20 protein-coding genes and 2 pseudogenes are annotated in these 23174 nt (G+C 59.8%); 8 read left to right on the top strand and 14 right to left on the bottom strand.

From position 1 onward, the window contains the following. Positions 1-52: 52 nt before the first annotated feature. The 4 genes and pseudogenes from cydB to BPHYT_RS28395 form a co-directional block, all read right to left on the bottom strand. Entirely contained in the window at positions 53-1060 is a 1008-nt protein-coding gene (gene cydB, locus BPHYT_RS28410; protein WP_012427576.1) for a cytochrome d ubiquinol oxidase subunit II, read from the bottom strand. 4 nt (positions 1061-1064) lie between these two features. After that, complete coding sequence (locus BPHYT_RS28405; protein WP_012427575.1) at positions 1065-2453, bottom strand: cytochrome ubiquinol oxidase subunit I; 1389 nt, start codon at positions 2451-2453, stop codon at positions 1065-1067. A gap of 265 nt (positions 2454-2718) precedes the next feature. Continuing rightward, positions 2719-4995: pseudogene (locus BPHYT_RS28400) on the bottom strand (FdhF/YdeP family oxidoreductase). Between the two features lie 727 nt (positions 4996-5722). Further along, positions 5723-6148, bottom strand: coding sequence for a TOBE domain-containing protein (locus BPHYT_RS28395; RefSeq protein WP_041759712.1), 426 nt, complete (start codon positions 6146-6148; stop codon positions 5723-5725). Between the two features lie 281 nt (positions 6149-6429). Here BPHYT_RS28395 and BPHYT_RS28390 point away from each other — a divergent pair, with 281 nt between their 5' ends. The 4 genes and pseudogenes from BPHYT_RS28390 (at position 6430) to lon (ending at position 10887) form a co-directional block, all read left to right on the top strand. Continuing rightward, positions 6430-6699 (top strand): DUF1488 family protein, encoded by a 270-nt coding sequence (locus tag BPHYT_RS28390; protein ID WP_012427573.1) that lies wholly within the window; start codon positions 6430-6432, stop codon positions 6697-6699. Between the two features lie 547 nt (positions 6700-7246). Beyond that, positions 7247-7423: pseudogene (locus tag BPHYT_RS37550) on the top strand (GTPase Era); the annotation flags it as partial. Between the two features lie 611 nt (positions 7424-8034). Further along, positions 8035-8439: an Hsp20/alpha crystallin family protein gene (locus tag BPHYT_RS28385; protein ID WP_012427572.1), complete on the top strand. Its 405-nt coding sequence runs from the start codon at positions 8035-8037 to the stop codon at positions 8437-8439. A gap of 33 nt (positions 8440-8472) precedes the next feature. Beyond that, positions 8473-10887 carry an endopeptidase La gene (gene lon / locus BPHYT_RS28380; protein ID WP_012427571.1) on the top strand — a complete coding sequence of 805 codons (2415 nt, stop codon included), beginning with the start codon at positions 8473-8475 and terminating at the stop codon, positions 10885-10887. Positions 10888-10936: 49 nt separating this feature from the next. Here the strand turns inward: lon and BPHYT_RS28375 are convergent, their stop codons facing one another. After that, positions 10937-11497 (bottom strand): phosphoglycerate mutase family protein, encoded by a 561-nt coding sequence (locus BPHYT_RS28375; RefSeq protein ID WP_012427570.1) that lies wholly within the window; start codon positions 11495-11497, stop codon positions 10937-10939. Positions 11498-11898: 401 nt separating this feature from the next. Between BPHYT_RS28375 and BPHYT_RS28370 the strand changes: the two genes are divergently transcribed. Further along, positions 11899-12867 (top strand): Dyp-type peroxidase, encoded by a 969-nt coding sequence (locus tag BPHYT_RS28370; protein ID WP_012427569.1) that lies wholly within the window; start codon positions 11899-11901, stop codon positions 12865-12867. Between the two features lie 32 nt (positions 12868-12899). On the opposite strand, the gene BPHYT_RS28365 is transcribed toward BPHYT_RS28370, so the two are convergent. Together BPHYT_RS28365 and BPHYT_RS28360 are read right to left on the bottom strand one after the other, a co-directional pair. Next, positions 12900-13304 carry a (R)-mandelonitrile lyase gene (locus tag BPHYT_RS28365; RefSeq protein ID WP_012427568.1) on the bottom strand — a complete coding sequence of 135 codons (405 nt, stop codon included), beginning with the start codon at positions 13302-13304 and terminating at the stop codon, positions 12900-12902. 15 nt (positions 13305-13319) lie between these two features. Further along, positions 13320-13643, bottom strand: coding sequence for a carboxymuconolactone decarboxylase family protein (locus tag BPHYT_RS28360; protein WP_012427567.1), 324 nt, complete (start codon positions 13641-13643; stop codon positions 13320-13322). A 111-nt stretch (positions 13644-13754) separates the two neighbouring features. On the opposite strand from BPHYT_RS28360, the gene BPHYT_RS28355 reads away from it, so the two are divergent. Further along, complete coding sequence (locus BPHYT_RS28355; protein WP_012427566.1) at positions 13755-14657, top strand: LysR family transcriptional regulator; 903 nt, start codon at positions 13755-13757, stop codon at positions 14655-14657. Between the two features lie 162 nt (positions 14658-14819). On the opposite strand, the gene BPHYT_RS28350 is transcribed toward BPHYT_RS28355, so the two are convergent. The 6 genes from BPHYT_RS28350 to BPHYT_RS28325 form a co-directional block, all read right to left on the bottom strand. Next, positions 14820-15812 carry a fatty acid desaturase gene (locus BPHYT_RS28350; RefSeq protein WP_012427565.1) on the bottom strand — a complete coding sequence of 331 codons (993 nt, stop codon included), beginning with the start codon at positions 15810-15812 and terminating at the stop codon, positions 14820-14822. A 152-nt stretch (positions 15813-15964) separates the two neighbouring features. Further along, positions 15965-16753 carry a CDP-diacylglycerol diphosphatase gene (locus BPHYT_RS28345; RefSeq protein WP_012427564.1) on the bottom strand — a complete coding sequence of 263 codons (789 nt, stop codon included), beginning with the start codon at positions 16751-16753 and terminating at the stop codon, positions 15965-15967. A 49-nt stretch (positions 16754-16802) separates the two neighbouring features. Continuing rightward, positions 16803-18257 (bottom strand): indoleacetamide hydrolase, encoded by a 1455-nt coding sequence (gene iaaH / locus BPHYT_RS28340; RefSeq protein ID WP_012427563.1) that lies wholly within the window; start codon positions 18255-18257, stop codon positions 16803-16805. Further along, positions 18238-19191, bottom strand: coding sequence for a hypothetical protein (locus tag BPHYT_RS28335; RefSeq protein ID WP_012427562.1), 954 nt, complete (start codon positions 19189-19191; stop codon positions 18238-18240). The genes iaaH and BPHYT_RS28335 overlap by 20 nt, the downstream gene beginning before the upstream one ends. Before the next feature lie 134 nt (positions 19192-19325). Then, entirely contained in the window at positions 19326-19541 is a 216-nt protein-coding gene (locus BPHYT_RS28330) for a transcriptional regulator (protein WP_012427561.1), read from the bottom strand. A 323-nt stretch (positions 19542-19864) separates the two neighbouring features. Then, positions 19865-20524 carry an NADPH-dependent FMN reductase gene (locus BPHYT_RS28325; protein WP_012427560.1) on the bottom strand — a complete coding sequence of 220 codons (660 nt, stop codon included), beginning with the start codon at positions 20522-20524 and terminating at the stop codon, positions 19865-19867. Positions 20525-20983: 459 nt separating this feature from the next. Between BPHYT_RS28325 and BPHYT_RS28320 the strand changes: the two genes are divergently transcribed. Continuing rightward, the gene (locus BPHYT_RS28320; protein WP_012427559.1) at positions 20984-21661 is read left to right on the top strand and encodes a J domain-containing protein; all 678 of its coding nucleotides are present in this window, start codon (positions 20984-20986) and stop codon (positions 21659-21661) included. A 4-nt stretch (positions 21662-21665) separates the two neighbouring features. Here BPHYT_RS28320 and BPHYT_RS28315 read toward each other — a convergent pair whose 3' ends face one another. Further along, entirely contained in the window at positions 21666-22343 is a 678-nt protein-coding gene (locus BPHYT_RS28315) for a gamma-glutamylcyclotransferase (RefSeq protein WP_012427558.1), read from the bottom strand. A gap of 432 nt (positions 22344-22775) precedes the next feature. Between BPHYT_RS28315 and BPHYT_RS28310 the strand changes: the two genes are divergently transcribed. Further along, positions 22776-22976, top strand: coding sequence for a hypothetical protein (locus tag BPHYT_RS28310; RefSeq protein ID WP_012427557.1), 201 nt, complete (start codon positions 22776-22778; stop codon positions 22974-22976). Positions 22977-23174 lie beyond the last annotated feature (198 nt).

Here is a 23174-nt window from a genome sequence, read left to right as displayed (position 1 = left end):
ACAGAATGACGCTATCCGTATAGCAGACGAGCGCCTGTTCGCGCGATACGAGTCAATGGTAGCCGGGGTCTCCTTCACGTACCTTCCCACGGAATACACGATATTGCATGGCGTTATAGACGAGAATGACCGGCAGCACGATGACGGTGCCGACGAGTGCAAACAGCTGGCTCGAATGACTCGACGAAGCATCCCAGATCGTCAATGAGGGTGGAATGATATACGGCCAGATACTGATGACGAGACCGGTGTAACCGAGAAAACAGATACCTAGTGTGAGAAGGAATGGCATTGCTTCGTGTTGTAGTCGCACCGAGCGGAGAATGCCCCAGACGCAGAGAACGACAAGTATCGGCACGGGTAGAAACCATCCGAGTTGCCCGCTGCCAAACCAGCGCTTCTCCACCGCGGGCAGTCCGATCACGGTCCACAGGCTGACGATTCCAATTGTCGCCAGCAGAGCGATCACGAGTGGCCGCATCAGCTCTCGCATCTTGCGCTGCAATTCGCCGTCCGTCTTGAGGATAAGCCAGCCACACCCTAGCGTCGCATAGGTCATCAGTACGCCGATGCCGCAGAACAGACTGAACGGCGAGAGCCAGTCGAACGGTTCGCCGACAAAGCGGGAGTCGGCAATCTTGATGCCCTGTAGCAGCGAGCCTAACGTAATGCCTTGACAGAGAGCCGCGAGTGCCGAGCCGCCGATAAATGCGAGATCCCATGCGTGCTGCGTCCGCTTCGCCTTCGCCCGCAGTTCGAACGCCGCGCCGCGAAAAATCAGACCCACCACCATCAGGATCAGCGGCATGTAGTTGGCCGGCAGGAGCGTCGAATAGACAACGGGAAAGGCGCCGTAGAGGCCGGCGCCGCCAAGGACCAGAAACGTTTCGTTGCCGTCCCAAACGGGGGCGACGGTATTGAGCATGACGTGACGATCACCCTTTTCTTCAAAGAATGGAAACAGCAGGCCGATACCCAGATCGAAGCCGTCGAGCATCACATAGATAAAGACGCCAAGTCCGATAATGAACGCCCAGACAACGGGAAGATCGATTTGCATGTCCTCATTCTCCTTCCAGCACGTCCAGGGCACGATTGTGCAATTCGGGGTACTTCAGCGACTCGCGTGTCTCCAACCCCGCGGAAGGACCTGCCTTCATCATCTTCAGCATGTAATAGACGCCCGTGCCAAACACAAGGAAGTAGACGATGACCAACATCAACAAAGTAACGCCCGCTTGCTGGCTACCAATCGGCGACACGGAGTCCACCGTGCGCACCACGCCATAAACTGTCCAGGGCTGTCGGCCGACCTCCGTCGTGATCCATCCGGCTAACAGGGCCACGATGCCGGACGGCCCCATGCACAACACAAACCATTGATACCAGTCAGCTTCGTAGAGTCTGCCGTTCCGTCTCAGCAGGAGGCCGACGACCGCGGTCAATAGCATTAGCATGCCGAGACCGGCCATGATGCGGAACGTCCAGAACACGATTGGTGAATACGGGCGATCCTCCGGCGGAAACTCTTTCATTCCGCGAATCTCTCCGTCCCAACTATGTGTCAAGATCAGACTGCCGAGGTGAGGCACCTGGATCGCGTATCGAGTGACCTCCGCGTCCATATCGGGCAATCCGAACAGGTTCAGTGCGGTGCCGCCATGCTCGGTTTCCCACAAACCTTCGATGGCTGCGATCTTCACTGGCTGATACTCGCGCGTGTTCAGGCCGTGTGCGTCACCGACGAATATCTGTATTGGTGTGAGCACCAGCAGCATCCACAACGCCATTGAAAAGCTACGCTTAACCGGCACGTCGCGCCGTCCATGGAGCAGGTGCCACGCACCGCAAGCGGCAACGATGAAGGCTGCGACGATGAACGCAGCAATGGTCATGTGCGCAAGCCGGAAGGGAAACGATGGATTGAAAATCACCTTGAACCAATCTACAGGGACAATGCGGCCATTTTCCATGGCGAATCCCTGCGGCGTTTGCATGAAGCTGTTCGAAGCCAGAATCCAGAACGTCGAAATCAGCGTCCCCACTGCGACCATGAACGTAGCAAAGAAATGTGCACGAGGACTTACGCGATGCCAGCCGAACAGCATGATCCCGAGAAAACCGGCCTCCAGAAAGAAAGCAGTGAGAACTTCATAAGTCAGTAGCGGTCCGGTGATGTTGCCAGCAACCAGGGAGAATCCGCTCCAGTTCGTGCCGAATTCATAGGCCATCACGACCCCGGAGACGACGCCCATTCCGAAGCCGACGGCGAAAATCCGCGACCAGAACAGGTACATGTCCTTGTAGGCTTTGTCGCCCGTCAGCAAGAAGCGCCATTCCAGCACGGCGAGGAAGCTGGCCATGCCTATACTGATCGCCGGGAAGACGATATGAAATGAAACTGTGAACGCAAACTGCAACCTGGCGAGATGAAACGCGTCGAAGATTTCCATGATCGGTCAAAAGCTCCAGCTGATGACAGCAAGCGTATAAAGACAAACGACATGCGGCGGTGCTACGACGCGCGGTTAATTCGAAACTCCCCGACAAGGTATTTCCTGGAGACAGCAAAACCAGAAGGGTGGGCTGGCGAGACACCTCATTGCTCGCGCGGTCTTTGTCTTTCGCTGCGCGAAGTCGCGCTCGTCATCGGGCGGCCCGATTGCCGATAGACCGGCGCAGCGCACCGGCATACCGGATAAGCGGGACTGTATCAACTTAGTTCGTCGCCACGCGTTCTACCCGCACCGGCACCGATTTGTAAGAAGGCGTACCGCTCTCTTTGTCGATATAGTCGAGTGGAACCAGAACATTGGCTTCTGGGTAGTACGCGGCGACCGAACCTTTCGCGATGTTGTAGATGATCGCGGTGATGTTCTTCAGCTTGAGCGGTCTGCCGGAAGTGAGCGTTTCGATGTCCACCAGGTCGCCATGTTCGATGCCTTGTTCGGCCATGTCGTCCTGGTTCATAAAAAGGACGTCGCGTCTGCCGAATACGCCCCGATAACGGTCGTCCATCGCATAGATGGTTGTGTTGTACTGGTCGTGGCTGCGGATCGTTATCAGGCGCAGCACGTTTTCAGCACCCAGGACGTCGGCATCCTCTTTCACGCCGCTGTATACCGAGAACATCGCCTTTCCGGTCGGTGTGTGCTACTGGCGCTCGGCGGCAGGCAGCGGCAGCCGGAATCCACCCGGAACCCTGATGCGTGCGTTGAAGTCCTCGAAGCCAGGCACGGTCTGTTCAATCAGATCCCGGATCTTGTCGTAGTCGGAGATGAGCTCCATCCACGGCAATTTGGTATTGGGTAGCGTGGCACGCGCGATACCGGCGACGATTGCGGGCTCCGAGCGTAAGTGCTCCGATGCGGGCGCCAGCTTTCCCGACGACGCGTGGACCATCGACATCGAGTCCTCGACGGTGATCGATTGCCGCCCTCCAGTCTGGACATCGAGCTCTGTGCGCCCAAGACACGGGAACAGATAGGTTTCCTTCGAGACCAGCAGGTGCGTACGATTGAGCTTGGTGCCGATATGCACGGCCAGATCGAGTTTGGCCATCGCCGGGAAGGACTGTTCGGGGTCCGGCAACGCAACGGCAAAATTTCCACCAAGGCAAAGGAGCGCCTTCGCCTTGCCGTCGATCATGGCCTGCATGGCCTGAACCGCATCGTGTCCGTGCTCGGAAGGCGGGGTGAAGCCGCATGCTGTTTCTATCAGTTTGAGGAACGCCTGTGAAGGCTTCTCGGTAATGCCGACGGTGCGGTTCCCCTGGACATTGGAGTGTCCGCGCAGCGGGCAGATGCCCGCGCCGGGTTTCCCGAAGTTGCCACGCAGAAGTAACAGGTCGGCAATCAGACGGACAGTCGCTGTTCCCTTGTTATGCTGCGTGACGCCCATGCCGTAGGTCACGATTGTCGCATTGGATTTTGCATAGGCGATGGCCACGTGCTCAAGGTCCGCGCGGGTGAGGCCGCTTGCCTTTTCGATATCGTCCCACGAAGTCGCCTCAAGATCTGCGGCGAAGGCATCGAACCCTTCTGTATGGGTCGCGATAAATTCCTGATCAAGGACGTTTCCCTGCTCGGCTTCCATCTGGAGCAACGCTTTCATGATGCCTTTTAACGCCGCTGCGTCGCCGCCGGCGTCGACCTGGAAATAGGTCGACGCAATCCGCGTCGATCCAAAGGTCGCCATCTCCAACATGCTCTGCGGGTCGGCAAAACGCTCCAGCGCGCGCTCCCGCAACGGATTGAACACGATGATCGGGACATTTCTCCGCGCGGCTTCATGAAGTGTGCCCATCATGCGCGGATGATTCGTGCCGGGATTGTGGCCGATCGAAATGATGAGTTCCGCCGAATCGAAATCGTCCAGCGATACCGTACCCTTGCCGATTCCGATCGACTGCGGCAATCCCACGCTGGTCGGCTCGTGGCACATGTTCGAGCAATCGGGGAAATTGTTCGTGCCGTATTCGCGCGCGAACAGCTGGTAAAGGTATGCAGCTTCGTTCGAAGCGCGGCCTGACGTATAAAACTCGACTTGATCCGGTGATAGCGCACGCAAGATCTCACCGATGCGCGCGAACGCATCTTCCCATTCGACGGCGCGATACGTATCAGTCGCGCGGTCGTAGACGAGCGGATGCGTGAGCCGTCCCTTGTCCTCGAGTTCGTAGTCGGTCATTTTCAGAAGCGAGCTGACGGTATTACTTGCGAAAAATTCCGGTGGCACTCGTTTAGTGGTCGCTTCCCAGGTGACGGCTTTTGCACCGTTCTCGCAGAACTGAAACGTGGAGCGGTGTTCCTTGTCGGGCCAGGCGCAGCCCGGGCAGTCGAATCCGGTAGGCTGATTCGTTCGGAGCAGCGTGATCGGTGCCTCTATGCTCTCCATTTGATCGTGAATCGCCTGAGCGGTCGCCTTGAGTGCGCCCCAGCCGCCGGCGGGACCTTCGTACGGCCTGATGCCTGGCACGTCGCGTAGCTTGGCCACATGAACCTCCAATGAACGAGCGTAGTCCTGCTAGGGACGGGATAGCCTGGGTAGCTTTAGGATTGCGCCGCTTTGCGGCTTACGACATGGCTGCTTCTGCGATTCAGTTTAGTTAATCCAAACACATGCGCAAGATGAAAAATAACCTCGCATCCGGGTTAATAACAGTGTCGATAGGTTTGCTCGTATATAGCGACGGTTGAATAAATTCATTGCATTTCTTATAAAGAATGCCGCTGTGTTAACCGTGACGCCTTTTTCAAGGTAGTCCACACGCGCTGAAAATCGCAGGCATCGAGGCGCATGGACGAGGGTGACCACGCGGCCGGTCTTTGATTTGATTCTATTGGCAAGTCGAACCATTGTTAACGTCTGTCGGCCCGATAACATCTATTGGAACAACCGGGCGCAGGGATGGGCGTTGCCGACAAACCCTGAGGAATGTCGTCGCCGCAACTTGCCGACGCCACACCTCGATGGCGAGGGCGTGTCTTGCGGCCTGCGAGTACCTGAGCAAAATGGGGCGGCAAGATTATTTCCGCATCATCGCCGCTATTAATAGGCGAATTGGTAATACGAGGAGTGCGGTGGCTCCGACCCCCAGGCACCAGAGGATCAACATCCACTTCAGGTCGCTTAGGAAACCTGTACGCCGACTCGATGGTTCTCGCTTCATGGCTGCTTTTCCCGGTTCTGATGCCGCTTACGCGACCGCGACCATCGACGCTCATTCGATTCCGACAATTACGCTGGAGGCCTTGAAGATGGCAGTCGCAGGCTTTCCGACGGCGAGACCAAGGCGATCCACACTGTCGTTGGTTATGATTGAAACGATTTTCGCGCCTTCCGGCACGCTGATCTCAACCTCCGCATTCACGGCGCCTTTGACGACTGCCGAAACCGTTCCTGCAATGCAATTCCTCGCAGATATCTTGTGGCTGTCGAAGTCGACCAGCACGAGCACTGACGACGCCTTGACGAGAGCGAATGCCGTCGAGTTCCGCTCGAGTCCTAACGAGGCGGCGCCACCTTGCGTAATGATGGCCACGATATCCAGGCCGTCGTCTGTACGGAGGATGACTTCATCATTGACGGCTCCGGATTTCACGTCGGCGATATGGCCTGCGAAATGATTACGTGCGCTGGTACGCATACTTGTCTCCGGATCGGGTTTGAAAGTGAAATCGCGGATGCCATTCGAGCGGACTTCATTGCGTATAGCATAGGCGGAAATTGAGAAGCTCAGACCGGCGCTAATCACAAAATTTTGCCTCGGTCCGCCCTATCAAAAGAGCGCGCGGTGGCTCGTCTGCTCGGTTGGCTTGGTGTTTGCGCTTCGCACCTGCGCAGAACGTAGTGGGACGGATTGCAAAATCAGCATCAGGGCGTTTTTTTCGTGCTAGTCTTTTTGGACAGCTAGCAACGGAGGCGACGATGGCCGATACCATAGAGGGCATCTGGGTCGTACATTTGGACGGACACGAAGCGGTGAAATTCGGCATCAAGGTTGACAGCGTCCATCACTTTTGCGTTGTGAGCAAAAAAGTACTGCACGAGCTATCTCCGTCGGGCGGCCATAAATCCGATCTGGTACAGGAATTCGAGCAGCATCGTGAGCTGATATACGAGAAGGCCGCAGCTGCGATTCGAGGCGGCTTGAGGGGCGAGCCATTGCAGCTGAACGCTGAGGTCTTCGCGTCCTGACGCAACTTGCGCTACCGGCGCGACCCACGTTGCGCGATATCGCGGCATGGCTGTACAGCGGCTGTTGGCGTGTCGCTGGCGCGATGCATTTGTCCCATCTCCTTGCGCGGCCACACTTAACCGTCAATCTGGCCGATTGTTATGGAGACCTTCGCGTCGCGTCCGTAAGGCATCCGCGGTCGAGCAGCTTGTTCTGATCCGCACCGTTGGCAAAAAAATACCCGCCGGGAGGAGGGGCCAGGCGGGCCGGAGATCGAACGAGGGTTGTGGCTGGCCGAGGTAGCCGAGACACATCTCCGATGTTGGACAAAAGTAGACTGAAGGTCAATCCTTGCCTCCCGATTCGTAATATCGGACTGTTCGTAATCACGGTCAGTTGTTCTCTGTATCACCGGGACGCACATCGATGGGGTAGAAGACGATAGTAAATATTGGAAAACCGATGTGCATCTCAGTGCTTGAATACCCTATCGAATGCCGTCCGCGTGACTATAATCAACTAACCCATTTTCACGTCGGGATCCGGTTCCCAAGTCAGCTGTCTTAACAATTTATCTTTGTCGACACTCCTAGTTTCCAGACCCACCATAGCACTGCGCTGAACCATTCGCTAAATCGTACGGTCACGTCGGCGCTGACCTCAGTCGACGTGATTTTTTTTGTTATAGAGGCTGGCCACTTTGGGCCTGACGATCAGAAGGTGCTCGACCTGATTCCACGCGGCCGAGGCTGCCCTGGACAGCAAACTGACAAAATCCATTTCCGATGAACTCCTGCCGGGCAGCGTCGCGTTGATCCTCGAAGTAAAAGAGCTGCCGCTATTCGAGGTCGAGAACGTCGTACGTGGCTACGGTGGCAAGCTGTTTCACCAGTCGCTTCCCTGGTGACGCGCGTATCTCGTTGGTGACGAATCCGATTTTGTTGTGCAGGATGACATTCGGCTCTCTGACGATGGGCACGGCAATTGACGCTTGCGGTATTCGACCGGTGATCCTCTCCTCATTTCGCTTGGACGGAAAAATGCTGCGTCACAAAAGATCGCGATCTGATAACAGAGCTTCCTCCGCGCTCAACGGCACCCCACAAACGGACGAACCCCCGACTCCTTTAACACATGTATCTCTCGACGAGGCGCTCGAAGAGACATTCCCGGCAAGTGATCCAATTGCGGTGGGTGGGGTGAGCTGGATTGAAGCTACCGACGATTCCGATCTTAGACACGACTGAAGATTACGAGCCATACATTTGGTGCGCATACTTGACAGACGTGCACCAATGGCCTTTGATGAAAGGTCAGCCAGTGTTGCGCTGATCGAACAGGCATGGAGCCGACCCGTGACTTTCACTCGCCATACAATCATGTGGGAAGCCGCCGTCGACGCGATTGAGCGTGCAGAGCGGTTGCACAGGCAATTCTTCCGGCTGGCGGGTCAGCGCGCTCGGGTACCCATCTGGGAACCGCCCATTGAGGTGTTCGAACAGGATGGACGGCTTGTGATCGTGGTGGCGCTGCCGGGCGTGCCTCCCGACGTGGTAGGTCTACATCTCGATGGCGGTACGCTGATCGTCGAGGCCGAAAGAAAATTGCCCCGCGCCTTCGCTGCGGGCAAGGTCCATTGCCTGGAAATTCCCTATGGCCGTTTCGAGCGGCGCATCCAGCTTCCAACCGGTCGCTATCGACTGGCGCAGCGCGACGCTGAACACGGATGCCTGGTGCTGAGCTTCGAAAGGCTGGATTGAGTCCGGCAAGCGCCGGCAAATCGAGGAACGAGGATGAGCGCGGACAGCGAAAACGAGACTTCCGAGTCCAGCCCGGCGGGCGAGGCAACGGCTTCGACATCCGCATTGCCCGATGAGCCCCTGATTCTGCTGCCGGTGCGCAATGCCGTGCTGTTTCCAGGTATGGTGCTGCCGTTTACCGCGGGACGTGGCCAGGTCAAGGAGGACGTGCAGGCCGCCGTCAAACGCCAGCAGCCGCTGGGCGTTGTGTTGCAACGCGATCCGCGGGTACAGGATCCGACATTCGATGACCTGAACACGATTGGCACCGTGGCGAACGTGGTGCGTTACGTCACTAGTCCAGAAGACGGTGCGCATCACCTAATCTGTCAGGGTGTCGAGCGCTTTCGCCTGATCGCGCCAGTGGAAGGTCTCGGCTTTCGGGCAGCGCGAGTCGAGTTCCTGCCCGAGACTACCGCGAGAAATCCCGCCGTCGACGCACGGGCGCTTGTTTTAAGGCAGCGCGCGGGGGAAATGATCGGACTACTGCCCAACGCGGGTGGCGAACTCGTAAGGGCGTTGGATGCCATCGAACTGCCTGGCCTGCTCGCCGACACCATCGCCGGTTTGCTCGACATCCCGCCGGAGCGCAAGCAGGAGATTCTGGAAACGCTCGACGTCTGCAAGCGGCTCGACAAAGTATTGGATGCCGTTGCGGGACGCATCGAAGTGCTTCGTCTGTCGCAGGAAATCGGCGAGCAGACGCGTGGCCGGATCGACCAGCGTCAACGAGAAATGATGCTGCGCGAGCAACTCAGGACCATCCAGAACGAACTCGGCGAGAACATCGAAAGCCGCGAGGAAGTCCGCAAGCTGACGGAGGCAATCGAAGCCGCTCATATGCCACCGGAAGTCGAGTCTCATGCGCGCAAAGAACTCGGCCGGCTGGAGCGGATGCCTGAGGCGTCGTCGGAGTACTCCATAAGCGTGAGCTACCTTGAATGGCTGACCGAACTCCCATGGCCGCTTCCCGCAGAAGCGCCGATCGATATCGCTCGTGCGCGTCAGATACTCGATGAAGCGCATTTCGGCCTGGATAAGGTGAAGCGCCGCATCCTCGAATATCTCGGTGTCAGAAAGCTCAATCCACACGGCAAGGCGCCCATTCTTTGCTTTCTCGGACCGCCGGGAGTCGGCAAGACATCACTGGGCCAGAGCATCGCACGCGCGCTGGAGCGGCCGTTCGTGCGCGTCAGCCTGGGTGGCGTGCATGACGAAGCCGAAATACGTGGCCATCGGCGTACGTATATCGGCGCGATGCCGGGCAACATCATCCAGGCCATCCGCAAAGCGGGGGCGCGCAACTGCGTGATGCTGCTCGACGAACTCGACAAGCTCGGGCAGGGCGTGCACGGCGATCCGGCTGCGGCGATGCTCGAAGTTCTGGACCCGGAGCAGAACGCGTCTTTCCGCGACAATTACCTGGGCGTGCCGTTCGACCTGTCTGCAATCGTGTTCGTGGCCACTGCCAACCAGATCGAAGGTATTGCGGGTCCCTTGCGCGATCGCATGGAGATTCTGGATCTGCCCGGTTACACCGAGGCCGAAAAATTCCAGATCGCGCAGCGCTTTCTCGTTCCGCGTCAACTGGAGGCGTGCGGGCTGACTGCTGCACAGTGCGAACTGCCCGATGAGACGCTGAGGGCCATCATCCGCGACTACACGCGCGAAGCCGGCGTGCGAAGCCTGGAGCGGCAGATCGGCGCAGTGTTTCGCTATGTCGCGTTGCGTGTGGCCGAAGACCCGTCCACACATGAACGGATCGAGCCTGATCGCCTGTCGTCGATTCTGGGCCACCGCCGCTTCGAAAGTGAGGTGGCGATGCGTACGAGCTTGCCGGGCGTAGTCACTGGACTCGCGTGGACGCCGGTTGGCGGCGATCTGCTTTTCATCGAAGCAAGCAGCACGCCGGGCGGCGGCAGGCTCGTGCTGACGGGTCAGTTAGGCGACGTGATGAAGGAAAGTGTCCAGGCCGCGTTGACGCTGGTGAAGTCGCGCTGCGAGTCGCTGCATATCGACTGTTCGAATTTCGACAAGCGCGACATTCACGTTCATGTGCCGGCGGGCGCGGTCCCCAAGGACGGCCCCAGCGCCGGCGTCGCCATGTTCATTGCGATTGCGTCGCTTTTAATGGGGCGAGCGGTGCGCAGCGACTGCGCCGTGACCGGCGAAATCAGCCTGCGGGGCATTGTCTTGCCGGTAGGCGGCATCAAGGAAAAAGTGCTTGCGGCACTGCGTGGCGGCATCAAAACAGTCTTGCTGCCCGCGCGCAATGCCCCCGACCTGGAGGACATTCCTGTCGACGCACGCAACCAGATGCGATTCGTGCTGTTGGAGACCGTGGACGACGCGGTGCGCGAAATTATCGAGGACGAATCGGTGACGTCCAGTCGAAACGTCGATATATGAGTCCGCAAGAAAGGGTGGTGCTCAGGCGGGACCGTTTTGCGTGGCAGTTTTACTCGATCGGATTAGCGGTGTCACCCGCGAGTAGCAATTGAGGAAGTTGCGAGAATGACCATTTATCCGCCGCGTGATCGAGTATCCACACCATGTCGAACCGATCTTCCGGCCACGACGAAGGAACGGTTGGAGCATCAGGTACGAGTCCGATTAACGACGGGATTACTTTGTGCTCCCAGGCAATCAGCACGATGCCGGATTGAGCCAACACGTCGTTCATCAGCGCTGGCCCGTCGTCCTTCAAATGCGAGGTGACGTAGTTCACTCGAGATGCTGCCTGTAGCTGCAGCAGGGCGACCAGCGGGGTGACGGTCTGCATGGCCCGTTTGCTTTTGCTGGACGGACCGGTTCCCGGCGCGTACACGGTGGCCGGCTTCAGTCGTGTGGCGTGCGTCTCCTCGATCGGACAAAAGAATCGTGCCAACGCCCCGGCTCGCTGCCAGCCGCGAACGCTGAGACTTTCAGGGTCGGCCTTTCCGTCCGTTTCAATGCCGATCCCTTCGTTGGGGCCCGGTTTCTCAGCGTGCCGGATAAACATGATTCGATGGGGTGACATGTTGCCTCCGCGATGGGGTTGAAGAACCGTCAATGCCGGGTGTCTGTCCTTCGCACTGAATTTGTTACCTGATCGGATTGTAAGTTCATGGCTTCCCAAATTTTCAAATAGTTTCGAGAAGAGAACAATGAGTGCGCATTATCTCGATTCCGATACTAAGAATCGGAGCGACAGAGCTTCGGGATCGGGATCTTCATTGATAATGGGAAAAGAATGCACAGGCCGTCTCATGTCCACTGAGGTTACGATAGAGTTTCCTGATCGGCGGTCGCGAAGGGGCTCCTTGGCGCAGTATTCGCGAGTGAGGCACTGCCGCCGACCATTCCGTCGTGGATAGCTTGCAAAAGATTTGGAACGTGCAATTACCGTCGGTTCATTCTCACCCTGCAACAGGAGAAATCTTGAGTCCCATATCTTCGATCTCCGCCGCTCAACGCGCACTCGACACGGAACCGCAGTCTATCGACGCTCCATTGTCGGCGGCAGCCGCGTTCCTGGTCCTCATTGTGAAAGACGACGACGCCTCGATCGCAGCCGCGCGCTCCGTGGTGGCAAGCACTGATGACCTCGTCAAGGATGTCAGGATCCGAACTGACGGCGGTGTGTTCACCTGCAACGTCGGTATTTCGCATCGCGCCTGGGGACCGCTTACGGGGAAACCTGCACCCAGTGAGCTCGCGCCGTTCAAGGAGGTGCGAGGTGCCACGCATACCGCGGTGTCCACAGCGGGCGACTTGCTGTACCACATCCGTGCAGAGTCGATGGGTGTGATCATCGAGTTCGAGAGGCTTCTGCTCGAGGCCTTTGGGAACTCCGTCACCGCAATCGACGACGTTGCCGGGTTCCGTTACTTCGATGGACGTGATCTGCTCGAGTTCGTTGACGGCACGGCGAATCCCGATGGCCTGGACCTGCCTGCCGCGACCATCGTTGGCGATGAGGATCCGGAATATGCGGGCGGCAGCTATGTCGTGATCCAGAAGTATCTGCACGACATGGCAGCCTGGCGCTCGCAAAGTGTGGAGACGCAGGAGGCGATTATCGGCCGCACGAAGTTCAGCAACAGCGAGTTGCCGGACGCGACGCAGGGCCAGAAATCCCACAAGACGCTTTGCACAATCGAGGACGCGGACGGGGAGCACGACATTCTGCGCGACAACATGCCATTCGCTGTTCCCGGTCGCGGCGAATACGGCACCTACTTTATCGGCTATTCTCGCCACCTGTGGGTGATCGACAAGATGCTGGAACGTATGTTCATAGGTGATCCGCCGCCGCTTCATGACCGAATTCTTGACTTCTCCAAGGCCGTCACGGGTGTCACGTTCTTTGCTCCGGCCCGCAAGTTTCTGAGCAACCTGGCTGACTGAGGGGTTTCTCTCGCGCCACTAGAGTGTTTCCTTCATCCTGGGCCTACGAGATACTGGTCATCCGTGACCGGTTCCATCCACTCGACGTTCTTACCGTCCAGTGCTTCCTGAATCGCGATGTGGGTCATGGAGGTTGTGGGCGACGCGCCGTGCCAATGTTTATGGCCGGGAGGACACCAGATGACATCGCCTGCGCAAATTTTGACGATGGCCTCACCTTCGCATTGGGTCCAGCCGCAACCCGCAGTCACCAGCAGAGTCTGACCGAGCGGATGCGTGTGCCAGTTCGAGCGTGCACCTGGCTCGAAGGTCACGCTCGCGCACGATACGCGAGCGGGCGGAGGTGGGGCATTGAGTGGGTCGATACGCACGGTGCCAGTAAACCATTCGGCTGGACCTTTCATCGACGGCTGCGAACCGGGTTTCTTCAAATGCATGGGTTCCTCATTCGGTTAATCGGTAGTGGGAAAGAGCTCCTTGAGCTTCGTTACCGCTGACATCGCACTCGGCCATCCGGCGTAGAAGGCCAGATGCGTAGTCATCTCGACGAGTTCGTCGTGAGTCACTCCATTCTGGATTGCAAGCGGCATGTGGAAGTTCATCTGCTCGACCTTGCATAGAGCGATGAGGGTCGCGCAAGTAATAAGGCTTCTGTCGCGCTTCGATAATTGCGGACGCTCCCAGATATCGCCAAAGAGAACTTCATCGCTGATTTCAGCGAGTTTCGGCGCGATGGCGCCAAATGCCTGCCGCGCCACAGTAGGTTTGCTTGTCATGTATTATCTTCCCGGACATTGAGAGGGCTTGCGATACCGGAGATTCTCGCTTTCAGCGCGCGCCATGACTAGCCAGTAGAATCGGCAAAGACTCATGAACGAGGCACATAAATGCTGCGCGAGAACGCAACCGACCTTTTGGCTTTCGTCGCTGTAGCGCGTGAAGGCAGTTTTACACGCGCTGCGGCCAGATTAGGCATGTCGCAAAGTGCGTTGAGCCACGCCATGCGTGCGCTGGAAGAGCGCATGGGTGTCAAACTGCTCAACCGCACCACCCGTAGCGTGGCGGCGACAGAAGCAGGCGAGCGGTTATTGAGGTCGATTGCTCCTCGCTTCGAGGAGATCGAAAACGAACTCGTCGCCGCAGTCGAATCCCGGGACCGGCCCGTCGGCACAATTCGCATAACTGCCACTGACTACGCAATAGATACCGTTATCTGGCCACGCCTGTCGAAAATGCTGCCCGCGTATCCGGACATCAAAGTGGAACTCGTCGTTGACTATGGCCTCGCGGATATCGTCGCGGACCGCTTCGATATCGGCGTACGGTGGGGAGACCAGGTGGCGAAAGACATGATTGCTGTTCGCATCGGCCCCGACGCACGCCTCGCCATCGTGGGCTCTCCGGAATATCTGGAAAAGCATCCCGCTCCAAAGCATCCCAAGGACCTCGTAAATCACAACTGCATCCGGTTGCGCCTGCCGACACTTGGTGGAATTTACGCGTGGGAACTAACGAAGGGCTCACGCAAAATTCAGGTGCGCGTCGATGGACAGTTCACGTTCAACGGCGCATATCAGATGCTGAACGCGGCAATCGATGGCGTTGGACTGGCGTTTATTCCCGAAGACCTGGCCCAGCCACACGTGGCTGCTGGGCGCTTGCGCTGGGCATTGCCAGATTGGTATCCCACGTTCCCGGGCCTGCATATTTTCTATCCCAGCAGACGCGAATATTCGAAGGCGCTTTCGATCGTCGTAGAGGCGCTCAGGTCATCGCCAGGCCTGATGTAGACGAAGTAACGAGGCTAATGAGGATCAACAACCCGTTCCGTATGAAGACTTCGCAGATACACGTTTAGCTTGCGAATTCGCGTTCAGCTGGAGCGAATAGGTGAGCTTTATGGCGCGTCCCATTGCGGACAACTACCATGAATTTTACCCCCGACCTGCCTGCTATTTGCCTGCAAAACTGAGGGAAGCAGGCGGATTTCGTTGGAAGTATTCGGGCCCGACGTTCGCCACCGGATGTACAACTGTCGCGAATGCATAGCTCATCAACCACTCGCCATAACCCGTGACCAGAAACCCTCCAGAGCGCTCGATGTATTGCTGGCGTGACCTCTCATAGACAGCACGAAGCGCAAACCACGGCACATGCGGCAAGTCGTGATGAACCAGATGATAGTTATTGTTCAGAAACAGCAATCGCCAGAACCACGCCGCTTCGTTGATAACGCTGCGATGCTCATGCGCTTGCGCCTCACGATGTTCCTGAAACGAACGGATCGAACTCAACGACAGCGCACCATAACCCGCGCCGACAATAAAAACCCACGCCGGGATCCCGCACGCAAGTTGCATCCAGACCGCTAGCCCCGCAACGGCGGCTAAATGCGCAAGCCACAGCGGAACATCTTGCCAATCGCCGCTTTTGATCTTACGCAGCGCATCCACGCTTGTCGCGGCGATGGAGAACGCCGGCCCAACCAGCAGGCGCCCGATAAACGTATTACGGAAGGTCAACAGCGCGCGAATCGCCCAACCCGTGCGCCGCCATACGAGCGCGCTGACGAAGTAGCTCTCTGGGTCCCGCTCGGAATGCGTCAGATGCGGATCGTCGTGATGCTGAAGATGTGAATCGCGATAGATGCCATACGGAAACCACACGGCGAGCGGCGCGAAACCGAACACGGCGTTGACGAACGGCGAACGCGTAGGGTGACCGTGCAGCAGCTCGTGTTGCAACGACATGTACCACGTGCCGAGCACGGCGAGCAGCAGCGTGGTGAACGGCAGTCCGAGCACGCGCGCATGCGTCGCCACGCCGAACCATCCCCCATAGATCGTTACGATCAACACCCAGGTCGGCCATTGCGTGCGCCATGTCCAGCTTGTCGCCATGCGGGCGAGGGCGTTGCGCTGCGTGTCGTCGAGATAAATCGCCATGAACAGGATCGGTCGGAATGCAGATTCAGACCGATCCTACGGACCCTCGCGCGTTGCCAGAACCAATTTGTTCAGCAATGCATCTGCGAAAACGTGGAAAGGCGGCCGGCGCTCTAGCGCCGGCGCGTTTTAAGGCCTTGCTGGTCAGGCGCTCAGGGCGCGTTCGCCACGCGGCAGGCGTGATCCTGAAGACCTTCGGCCGAGCCGCTGCCGTTGTCCACGTCGATCCCGCTGTTGACTATCAGCCAGCCGTCCTTGTCAGCGGACGGCCCCGCGCCCGTCACGAGAATGGTTTGCATGGCCATCGCCGCCGCGCCCTGGTTGTCTCGCGCGACGATGCGAAACGGGTTGTCGGCGCCCGCGAGCGAGCTCACGCGCATGATGCGGTAGCGATTGCCGTCGAGGGTCTCCCAGCGCCATTCATCCGGTGAATCTTTGGCGTGACGCGCAAGCGCTTCGCTGATATCCGCGCGCATGCAATCGATATGAATATGCAACTGGTTCTGCGAGCGGCGATATTGCGAATTGATTTCCAGGCTCAGTTGATTGTCGGGCAGCGAGCGCTTGACCGTTTTCTCGACGTACGTGCGCGAGTCCCAGGCGTCCACCCAGTAATCCTGCGCATGCGGCGCAAGCACGAGCGGGCTTTCGATACCGGTGATGCGGTCGGTCGGAATCAACAGGTGCTGCGAGCGTCCGACGATATCCTTCAGGATAGCGTAGCGTTTGTTCAGGTCGACAAACGTGCATTGACCTGGCGTGCCAGTTGCCTGCTGAGACGGCACGCAACGCAGATCGACGATTTTCCACAGCGCGTTCGAGTCGACCGCGGCAAGGCGGGCGCATGCGCTGGCGGCCAAAGCGAGGGCCAAAGCCGCGGCGATTCGCGCGCCGTGGCGCAAAAGAGCCCGCTGCGGGAGAGCGGGCATTAGAGTTTTCATCGGCGTTGTAGTTGAGTTTTTTAGAGGTTGTGTGAAGGCGATTGCGCTATCAAAGCACCGGCGCCGGCAACGCGCCAAGCAATTGTTCGAACGCAATGCCGATCGCAAGAAGACGCCGGTCCTCGCCGAGCGGGCCGTCCAGTTCGAGTCCGACCGGCAAGCCGCTCGCTGTCATGCCCGCAGGCAGCGAGAGCCCCGGAATGCCCGAGGTGCTGGCCGGATCGGTATTGTGCAGGAACGCGTCCATGGTGTCGATTGCCGCCGAACCGTCGACCGACACGACCGACGAGCCGTTCACCTCGTCGATCGGCACGGCGGCGAGGCGCGTGGTCGGAAACAGCAGCGCGTCGAGCCGCTCGTCGGCGAAGGTCGCGGCCATGTACTGCTGCAAACGCGGCCGCCAATGATTCAGCGCGGCCTCGTAGCGGTCGCCGAGCACATCGCTTAGCACGCCATCGTAAATCGCGCGCACGTCCGGGCTGGCAATGCGGGCCGCCATTTCGACGACGGTCTTGACGGGCGCGTCGTTGGCGACGAGCCACGCGAGCACGTCGTCGCGCGCCTCGTGGATCGCGATCGGGCCGCCCACCATACCGTTCAGATCGTCCAGTTCGCTCATCGCCACCGGCACGAACACCACGCCCGCCGCTTCGAGCTGCCGCAACGCGGCTCGCGCGACGTCCTCCACCTGCCGCTCGAGTCCTTCCCAGAGCGGCGCGGGCAAGCCGATGCGCAAGCCGTTCAACGCGACGACCGGCAATGCGCCGGCGCCGGTGATTACGCCGTCGAGCAGCGCAATATCGGCGACGGTGCGCGCCATCGGCCCAACCGTGTCGCGCGTATGGCTGATCGGCACGACGGCGTCCGGGTCGTGATAGCGCCGTTCGGCGCCGCCGTTGCCGACCGATGGACGAAACCCCACCGTACCCGTCAACGCGGCCGGAATGCGGGTCGAGCCGCCGGTGTCGGTGCCCAGACCGGCGGGTACGATGCGCGCGGCAATCGCCGCCGCGGTGCCGCCCGACGAACCGCCTGGAATCAGCGAGGGGTCGTAGGGATTGCGCACCGGGCCCGCATGCGTGGCGAGGTTCGTACTCGTGATGCCGAACGCCAGTTCATGCATATTCGCCTTGCCGAGCACGATCGCGCCGGCGTCGATCAGGCGCTGCACCGAGGGGGCATTGGTCTTCGGTATGAAGCCCGCCAGCGCCGGCGTGCCCGCCGAGGTCTGCATGCCCGCCGTGTTTATGTTGTCCTTAACGACGATAGGCAAACCCGCGAGCGGCAAGCGGGCCTTTTCGGCGGCGGGCAAGGCGTCGATGCGCCGCGCGGCGGCGAGCGCGCCGTCGAGCTCGAGCGTGGTGAGCGCATTGAGGCTCGAAAGCGCCGCCGCGCGCGCGAGCAAGGTGGCCACGTAGTCGGCGGCGTTCAGGCGGCCGGACTGGATCGCGGCGACGGCTTCGGTAGCGCTCAGCGCGAGTTGTTCATCGACGGTCCATGTCATGGCCGGCGTCTCCTTGTCCTGATGGGGTGTCCCGGCGCGAGGATTTCATGAAGCGCAGGGCGAAGCGCGCCAGCGTGGGCACGAGCTTCGGCCGCAGCAGTCTCGCATCGTAACCGCTCATGCGGCGGTCGTTCTCCGCGAGGCAGAGCGCGAACAGGTCGGGCGCGTTCATGGCCTCGCCAATCACACCGCTGCTCGCGGGCAGAAAATTCGAATCGTGCGCCATGCCCTTTGTGTCGATGCCGCGCGCGATCGCGAGGCGCTGCCAGACCAGCACCACCCAGATCGCGGCCACGCGCAGCGAATGCCACGGTCTGCGCCACAGCGGCATGGTGCGCCGATACCACGCGACCCAGTTGATGAAAAACAGAATGTGGCGCGCTTCTTCCTGAATCACGGGCTCGAAAGTCTCGACCAGCGCCTCGGGAAAAAAGCCCGACTGCTGCGCCGAGCGGAATAGCCCGAACGCAAAAAAACTGTCGATGCACTCGCTATAGCCCGTGCGCATCCATTCCCATTCGGCGTCGCGCGGCGGCAAATAGTCGGGCTCGGGCGCGATCTCGATGCCGTAGGCTGCGATCAGCCTGGAGAGCACGTGTTTGTGACGCGCTTCTTCGTCGCCGTCCATGGTGATGGCTTCACGCAGCAAGGGGTCGCGCAATTGCGCTGCATAGGTATGGACGGCAATCGACGCACGGCCTTCGGTTTGCACCGCGATGTCCCAGATGGGCAGCGAACAGAGCCGCCCGAGTGCATCGGGCGGCAAGGGCGGCCAATCGAGCACGGCCGGCTTATAGGGGTTGTGGGTTTCGAGCAGCATGCTGCAAAACATCTGCTTGTGCGCCTCGGAACCGATCTTCACGCGAGCGGGGTCGTGGAATGTCCAGTGGCGCAGGGCACGGTCTTCGGCAACATCTGTCAGTGTATCGGACATGGCAGGCGTACAGAGGAGGGCGAACTCGATGTGTCGCCCATTCTGGCACAACCGTTCAAAATCCGATGCCGAGCGGTGCAAGCCGGCTGGCGCCGCTCGCAACTCACAGGATGCGAATGACGCGAGCGGTGACTTTACTGGTGGTTATCGATCCACATGCGTCCCCAACGAAATGCGTAGGCCAGCGCGTGCTCCTCGTCGAAGAAATAATCGAGCGCATCGAATGAATAATGCTGGTCGTGATTCGCGGAAGTTTTCTCGATGGTCAAATTGGCGGCGAAAAGGCCATTGGGGAGTTGTTGAGCGGCCGGTGCAACTTCGTAGCCCTTGTAGCGAATATGTGCGTTCATGATTTTTGGCAGTCGTTATGCCCCGCTTGCGTCGAAAAGGCCGGCACCTCGGACGCAACCCGTAGCGTCACGCGGCCGGTAAATCAGCGGACAAGGTCAAGCCTAGGCCGCGCTGCGCAGCGGGTGAACCAATCTTTAGTCGTAAGCAAATCAGAAGGGATGTGTGCAGGAGCCCCGATCGGATCATATTCGCTGTGTTCAAACACACTATCCGGGGTTGCGGAATACGGGTCTGTTATGTGCCGCACGGTTCGCGCGAACGACCGCGCCGTGGGCCGCCCAGGCGGGTCCACGGCGTCGTGAAACGACCGGCGAAGAGGGGATTAAACCGCGTGCAGCAGGCGCGCGGGTTGTGCTTCCTTGTGCGCGTTGCCGAGCGGTGCGGCGTCCGGCACGCGGTGCGCGTTGAACGCCAGCGCGAATTGCGCGGCCTGCTGGCCGACGGTGGCGAGTTGCTCGACAACCTTCGCGTCCGAACAGGTGTCGACGGTGTCGAAGCGCGTTTCCAGCGTGTTGATGCCGGCGCCGAACGGCGTGGGCCAGCCGCGCAACGCGTGGACGATCGAACGCAACGACGTCAACACCGAACCCGCGGCCTGCCAGCCATACGCCGTGACGATACAGCCGACCGCGCGGCCGTCCAGATACGGGCGCTCGTCGGCGCGCAGTTCTTCGAGCGTGTCGAGCGCGTTCTTGACGAGACCGGATACGCCGCCGTGATAGCCGGGCGTGGCGATGATCAGCGCGTCCGCATGGCGCACCGCCTCGATCAGTTCAAGCTGCTCGTCCGTGCGGTGCGACTGTTCCGGCGCGTAGTGGGGCAGGCTGTGCAGAAACGTGCCGCCGAACAGACGGGTATTCGCTCCAGCGTCCTGCGCGCCGCGCAACGCGAAGCCGAGCGCGCGCTCGGTCGACGAAGCGGCGCGTGTCGTGCCGCCAATGCCGATAACGAGCGGCCGGCGATGATGATCGAAACTGGTCAACGAAATGCTCCTTCGGTAGCGGCTCACGGTGCGCCGGCACGGGGCTGCGCGCGGCGGACCGGGGCGAACCGGACTTTGAAGCGTTATCTTAATCAGCGCCGGGCGCCGCACGAAGCGACTTTTTGTTCTAACGATATAACCGCGCGGCGTTTGCCGGAGCGGCGGCGCGGCCGCCTTCGGTGTCGCGCGGCCTATGCCGCGTGCGCTGCAATGCACTGGAAGCCGCGCCGGATAAGCATATGGCGAACCATTGTTTGGGGGCGCGATGACACACGGCTATGATCGAATCGTCTCCTCCATGACACCTCCTTGACATGGGACTCGGCCCCGCCACGCAAATGGCGGGGCCTTTTTTTATCCGCTCGCCGTGAGTCTTGCGGCCTGGCCACTTCACGATAAAGCCGTTTTCCGCATGTTACGATCGTCCGCAAAGCCAATCACGGCGAGGTCGAACAGGTAATGGCAACTCTTTATGACACCCTCGGCGTGCCCACGCACGCCACCGACGAAGAAATCAAGCGGGCCTATCGCAAGGCCGCGATGAAGTGGCATCCCGACCGCAACAGCGGCGCCGAAGACGTCGCGCGCGCCACCTTCCAGGAAATCAAGGACGCGTACGCGATCCTCTCCGACGCCGCGCAGCGCAAAGTGTACGACGCGGTCTACGCCGAGCAGATGCGCAGTTGGGAAGCGCAGCACGCGCGCCAGCAGAAGGCGCAAGCCGAGCGCGAAGCGACGGTGCGCGCTGCCGACGAAGCCGCGTACGCCGAGATGGTCTCGCTCGCCATGCGTTTCGCGGACGAAGGCCACAACCGCGACGTGCTGTTCGGTGTGTTGCTCGGGCGTCGATGCGAGGCGGGGCGAGCCGCGCAGATCGCTGACAGCGTGTCGGCGTTGCAGGCCGCGCGGCGCGAAACGGCCAAGGCCGAGGCCGAACCAGTTGCGGCGGCTGCGCCTGAGAGTGTCGATGCTTCGGTCGGGACTAGAGCGGCTTCAGCGAAAGATGATGCCGCCGCGCAGAGCTCGCCAGGGCAGCGCGCGAATCAGGACAAGCGCGAAGAACCCGTCGGCGACACGCATCCAGCCGGTGCATTGAGCGGCCTCTGGTTCCAGTTTCTCAACGGCTTGCGGCTCTGACGCATCACGCCGGTTGTCCGGCGATCCGTGCAAGTTCGGCGGTGAGTTCGGCGACGAGTTCGTCGATATAGGCATCTTTCAGGCCGCAGTCCGCGAGCGCGCGTTGCAGCTTGAACACGTACTCCGCGTTCGTACCGAACAGACCGCTCGCCACGGCCATCAATGGTGCGATCAGCGGCGCTCGCGCGTCGCCTTCGTATTGCGGATTCCCGTGATCCGCCACGAAGGCGATCGCGGATAATTCGGTGCCGTCCTCCAGCGTGACCGGCGCCCACGTCGGACGATACGCACCCGTCACCATCTCGCGAATCCAGAGAATGCGCAGTTCCTCTTCGAGCGTCTCGCCGCACAGGCGCAACGCGACGCCTTGCGTGCAGCCGCCTTGCTCGAGCGAGAGCATGCGGCCCGGCTGCTGCGGCGTGCCGCGTCCGGCGATCATGCGGATGCAGAAGCTGCGATGCCAGCCGTGCAGGGTCGCGATGCGGCGGCTGTCGAAGTCCGAGATCGGATTCCACATCAGCGAGCCGTAGGCGAAGACCCAGACCTCGCCATTGTCCGGACGCTGCTGCATGGTGTGTGCGAGCGACGCGTCGATCTGCGCCTGCGTCCACAGCATGTCTTTGGGCAGCGATTCAAAACTTTCGAGGTAGGCGCCCGAGCTTATGGCGTTTCTGTTCAGCATCCCTTCATTCCGTGGTGGGGTGGCGCTTCGCGCTCGCCGTCGACACGGCGTGCGCATACAAAGTCAGTACCAGTATGCAGGCCGGAACGGTCCGAATAAATCCGTTTGGGGGAAATAGTGCATCGCCGGCAGCAGCACAATCGGCTGGCGCACAACGCGCCATGTCCTTGTTGCGAGCCGCGCTGCGAAACCACCGAACCCGCAGCCGTGTGACGAATGACACTCTGGCCGGTAGACCATAGAGGTAGACCGAATTGATATAGAGAGCGAGCTTTAGCGTTCCATTTTGCACTTCTAGAATCAATGACAACATCCGCAGCATGGGTTGCCGGGGTCGCCCGAACGCCGCCTAGAAGAGCGACGCCTGCTCATTGCCATGCGGTCCTGCTTCGTTTGACTTCCACGCAGTCAATCCAGAGAGGCACGACGGCCATGTTCACTTTCATCGTAGTAGTTGCGGTGGCGGCGTTTGTTCCCTACGTCGCGGCACCCGGCATTGCCAATGGCGTCAAGGCGATCAGCACACCGCCCGCAGCCATGAGGTTCGACGCTGCGCCCGCGGCGGCATCGGACGGAAGCGACGCGGCCAACCGCATCGTGTCCGGCCGAAGCGGGAGCGACGCCTCAGTGTGACGTGCCCGATCCCGGCTCGGACTCGATCGAAGGCTAAATGAAAGCTCGACGCTTGCGCTGGTACACTTCGGCGCATGCGCGATGCGCGGTGCCCGCGAGTGAGCAAGCCCTGGTGCAAATTCTCGTGGCGCAACAAATTTGAACATCGTAGTGTCACGAGGGCGCAAGACTGAGCCGGCAGAATTGCACACAGAAACA

Origin of the sequence: Paraburkholderia phytofirmans PsJN (assembly GCF_000020125.1) — a bacterium.
GTDB classification, from domain to species: domain Bacteria; phylum Pseudomonadota; class Gammaproteobacteria; order Burkholderiales; family Burkholderiaceae; genus Paraburkholderia; species Paraburkholderia phytofirmans.
Note: the sequence above shows the minus strand (reverse complement) of the source record. Positions and strands in the feature narration are given on the sequence as shown.

Excerpts from the sequence above, each read along its gene's own strand:
- cydB (WP_012427576.1), bottom strand. The coding sequence starts at position 1,060 with ATGCAAATCGATCTTCCCGTTGTCTGGGCGTTCATTATCGGACTTGGC.
- BPHYT_RS28405 (WP_012427575.1), bottom strand. The coding sequence starts at position 2,453 with ATGGAAATCTTCGACGCGTTTCATCTCGCCAGGTTGCAGTTTGCGTTC.
- BPHYT_RS28395 (WP_041759712.1), bottom strand. The coding sequence starts at position 6,148 with ATGCGTACCAGCGCACGTAATCATTTCGCAGGCCATATCGCCGACGTG.
- BPHYT_RS28390 (WP_012427573.1), top strand. The coding sequence starts at position 6,430 with ATGGCCGATACCATAGAGGGCATCTGGGTCGTACATTTGGACGGACAC.
- lon (WP_012427571.1), top strand. The coding sequence starts at position 8,473 with ATGAGCGCGGACAGCGAAAACGAGACTTCCGAGTCCAGCCCGGCGGGC.
- BPHYT_RS28375 (WP_012427570.1), bottom strand. The coding sequence starts at position 11,497 with ATGTCACCCCATCGAATCATGTTTATCCGGCACGCTGAGAAACCGGGC.
- BPHYT_RS28365 (WP_012427568.1), bottom strand. The coding sequence starts at position 13,304 with ATGCATTTGAAGAAACCCGGTTCGCAGCCGTCGATGAAAGGTCCAGCC.
- BPHYT_RS28360 (WP_012427567.1), bottom strand. The coding sequence starts at position 13,643 with ATGACAAGCAAACCTACTGTGGCGCGGCAGGCATTTGGCGCCATCGCG.
- BPHYT_RS28355 (WP_012427566.1), top strand. The coding sequence starts at position 13,755 with ATGCTGCGCGAGAACGCAACCGACCTTTTGGCTTTCGTCGCTGTAGCG.
- BPHYT_RS28350 (WP_012427565.1), bottom strand. The coding sequence starts at position 15,812 with ATGGCGATTTATCTCGACGACACGCAGCGCAACGCCCTCGCCCGCATG.
- BPHYT_RS28345 (WP_012427564.1), bottom strand. The coding sequence starts at position 16,753 with ATGAAAACTCTAATGCCCGCTCTCCCGCAGCGGGCTCTTTTGCGCCAC.
- iaaH (WP_012427563.1), bottom strand. The coding sequence starts at position 18,257 with ATGACATGGACCGTCGATGAACAACTCGCGCTGAGCGCTACCGAAGCC.
- BPHYT_RS28335 (WP_012427562.1), bottom strand. The coding sequence starts at position 19,191 with ATGTCCGATACACTGACAGATGTTGCCGAAGACCGTGCCCTGCGCCAC.
- BPHYT_RS28330 (WP_012427561.1), bottom strand. The coding sequence starts at position 19,541 with ATGAACGCACATATTCGCTACAAGGGCTACGAAGTTGCACCGGCCGCT.
- BPHYT_RS28320 (WP_012427559.1), top strand. The coding sequence starts at position 20,984 with ATGGCAACTCTTTATGACACCCTCGGCGTGCCCACGCACGCCACCGAC.
- BPHYT_RS28315 (WP_012427558.1), bottom strand. The coding sequence starts at position 22,343 with ATGCTGAACAGAAACGCCATAAGCTCGGGCGCCTACCTCGAAAGTTTT.
- BPHYT_RS28310 (WP_012427557.1), top strand. The coding sequence starts at position 22,776 with ATGTTCACTTTCATCGTAGTAGTTGCGGTGGCGGCGTTTGTTCCCTAC.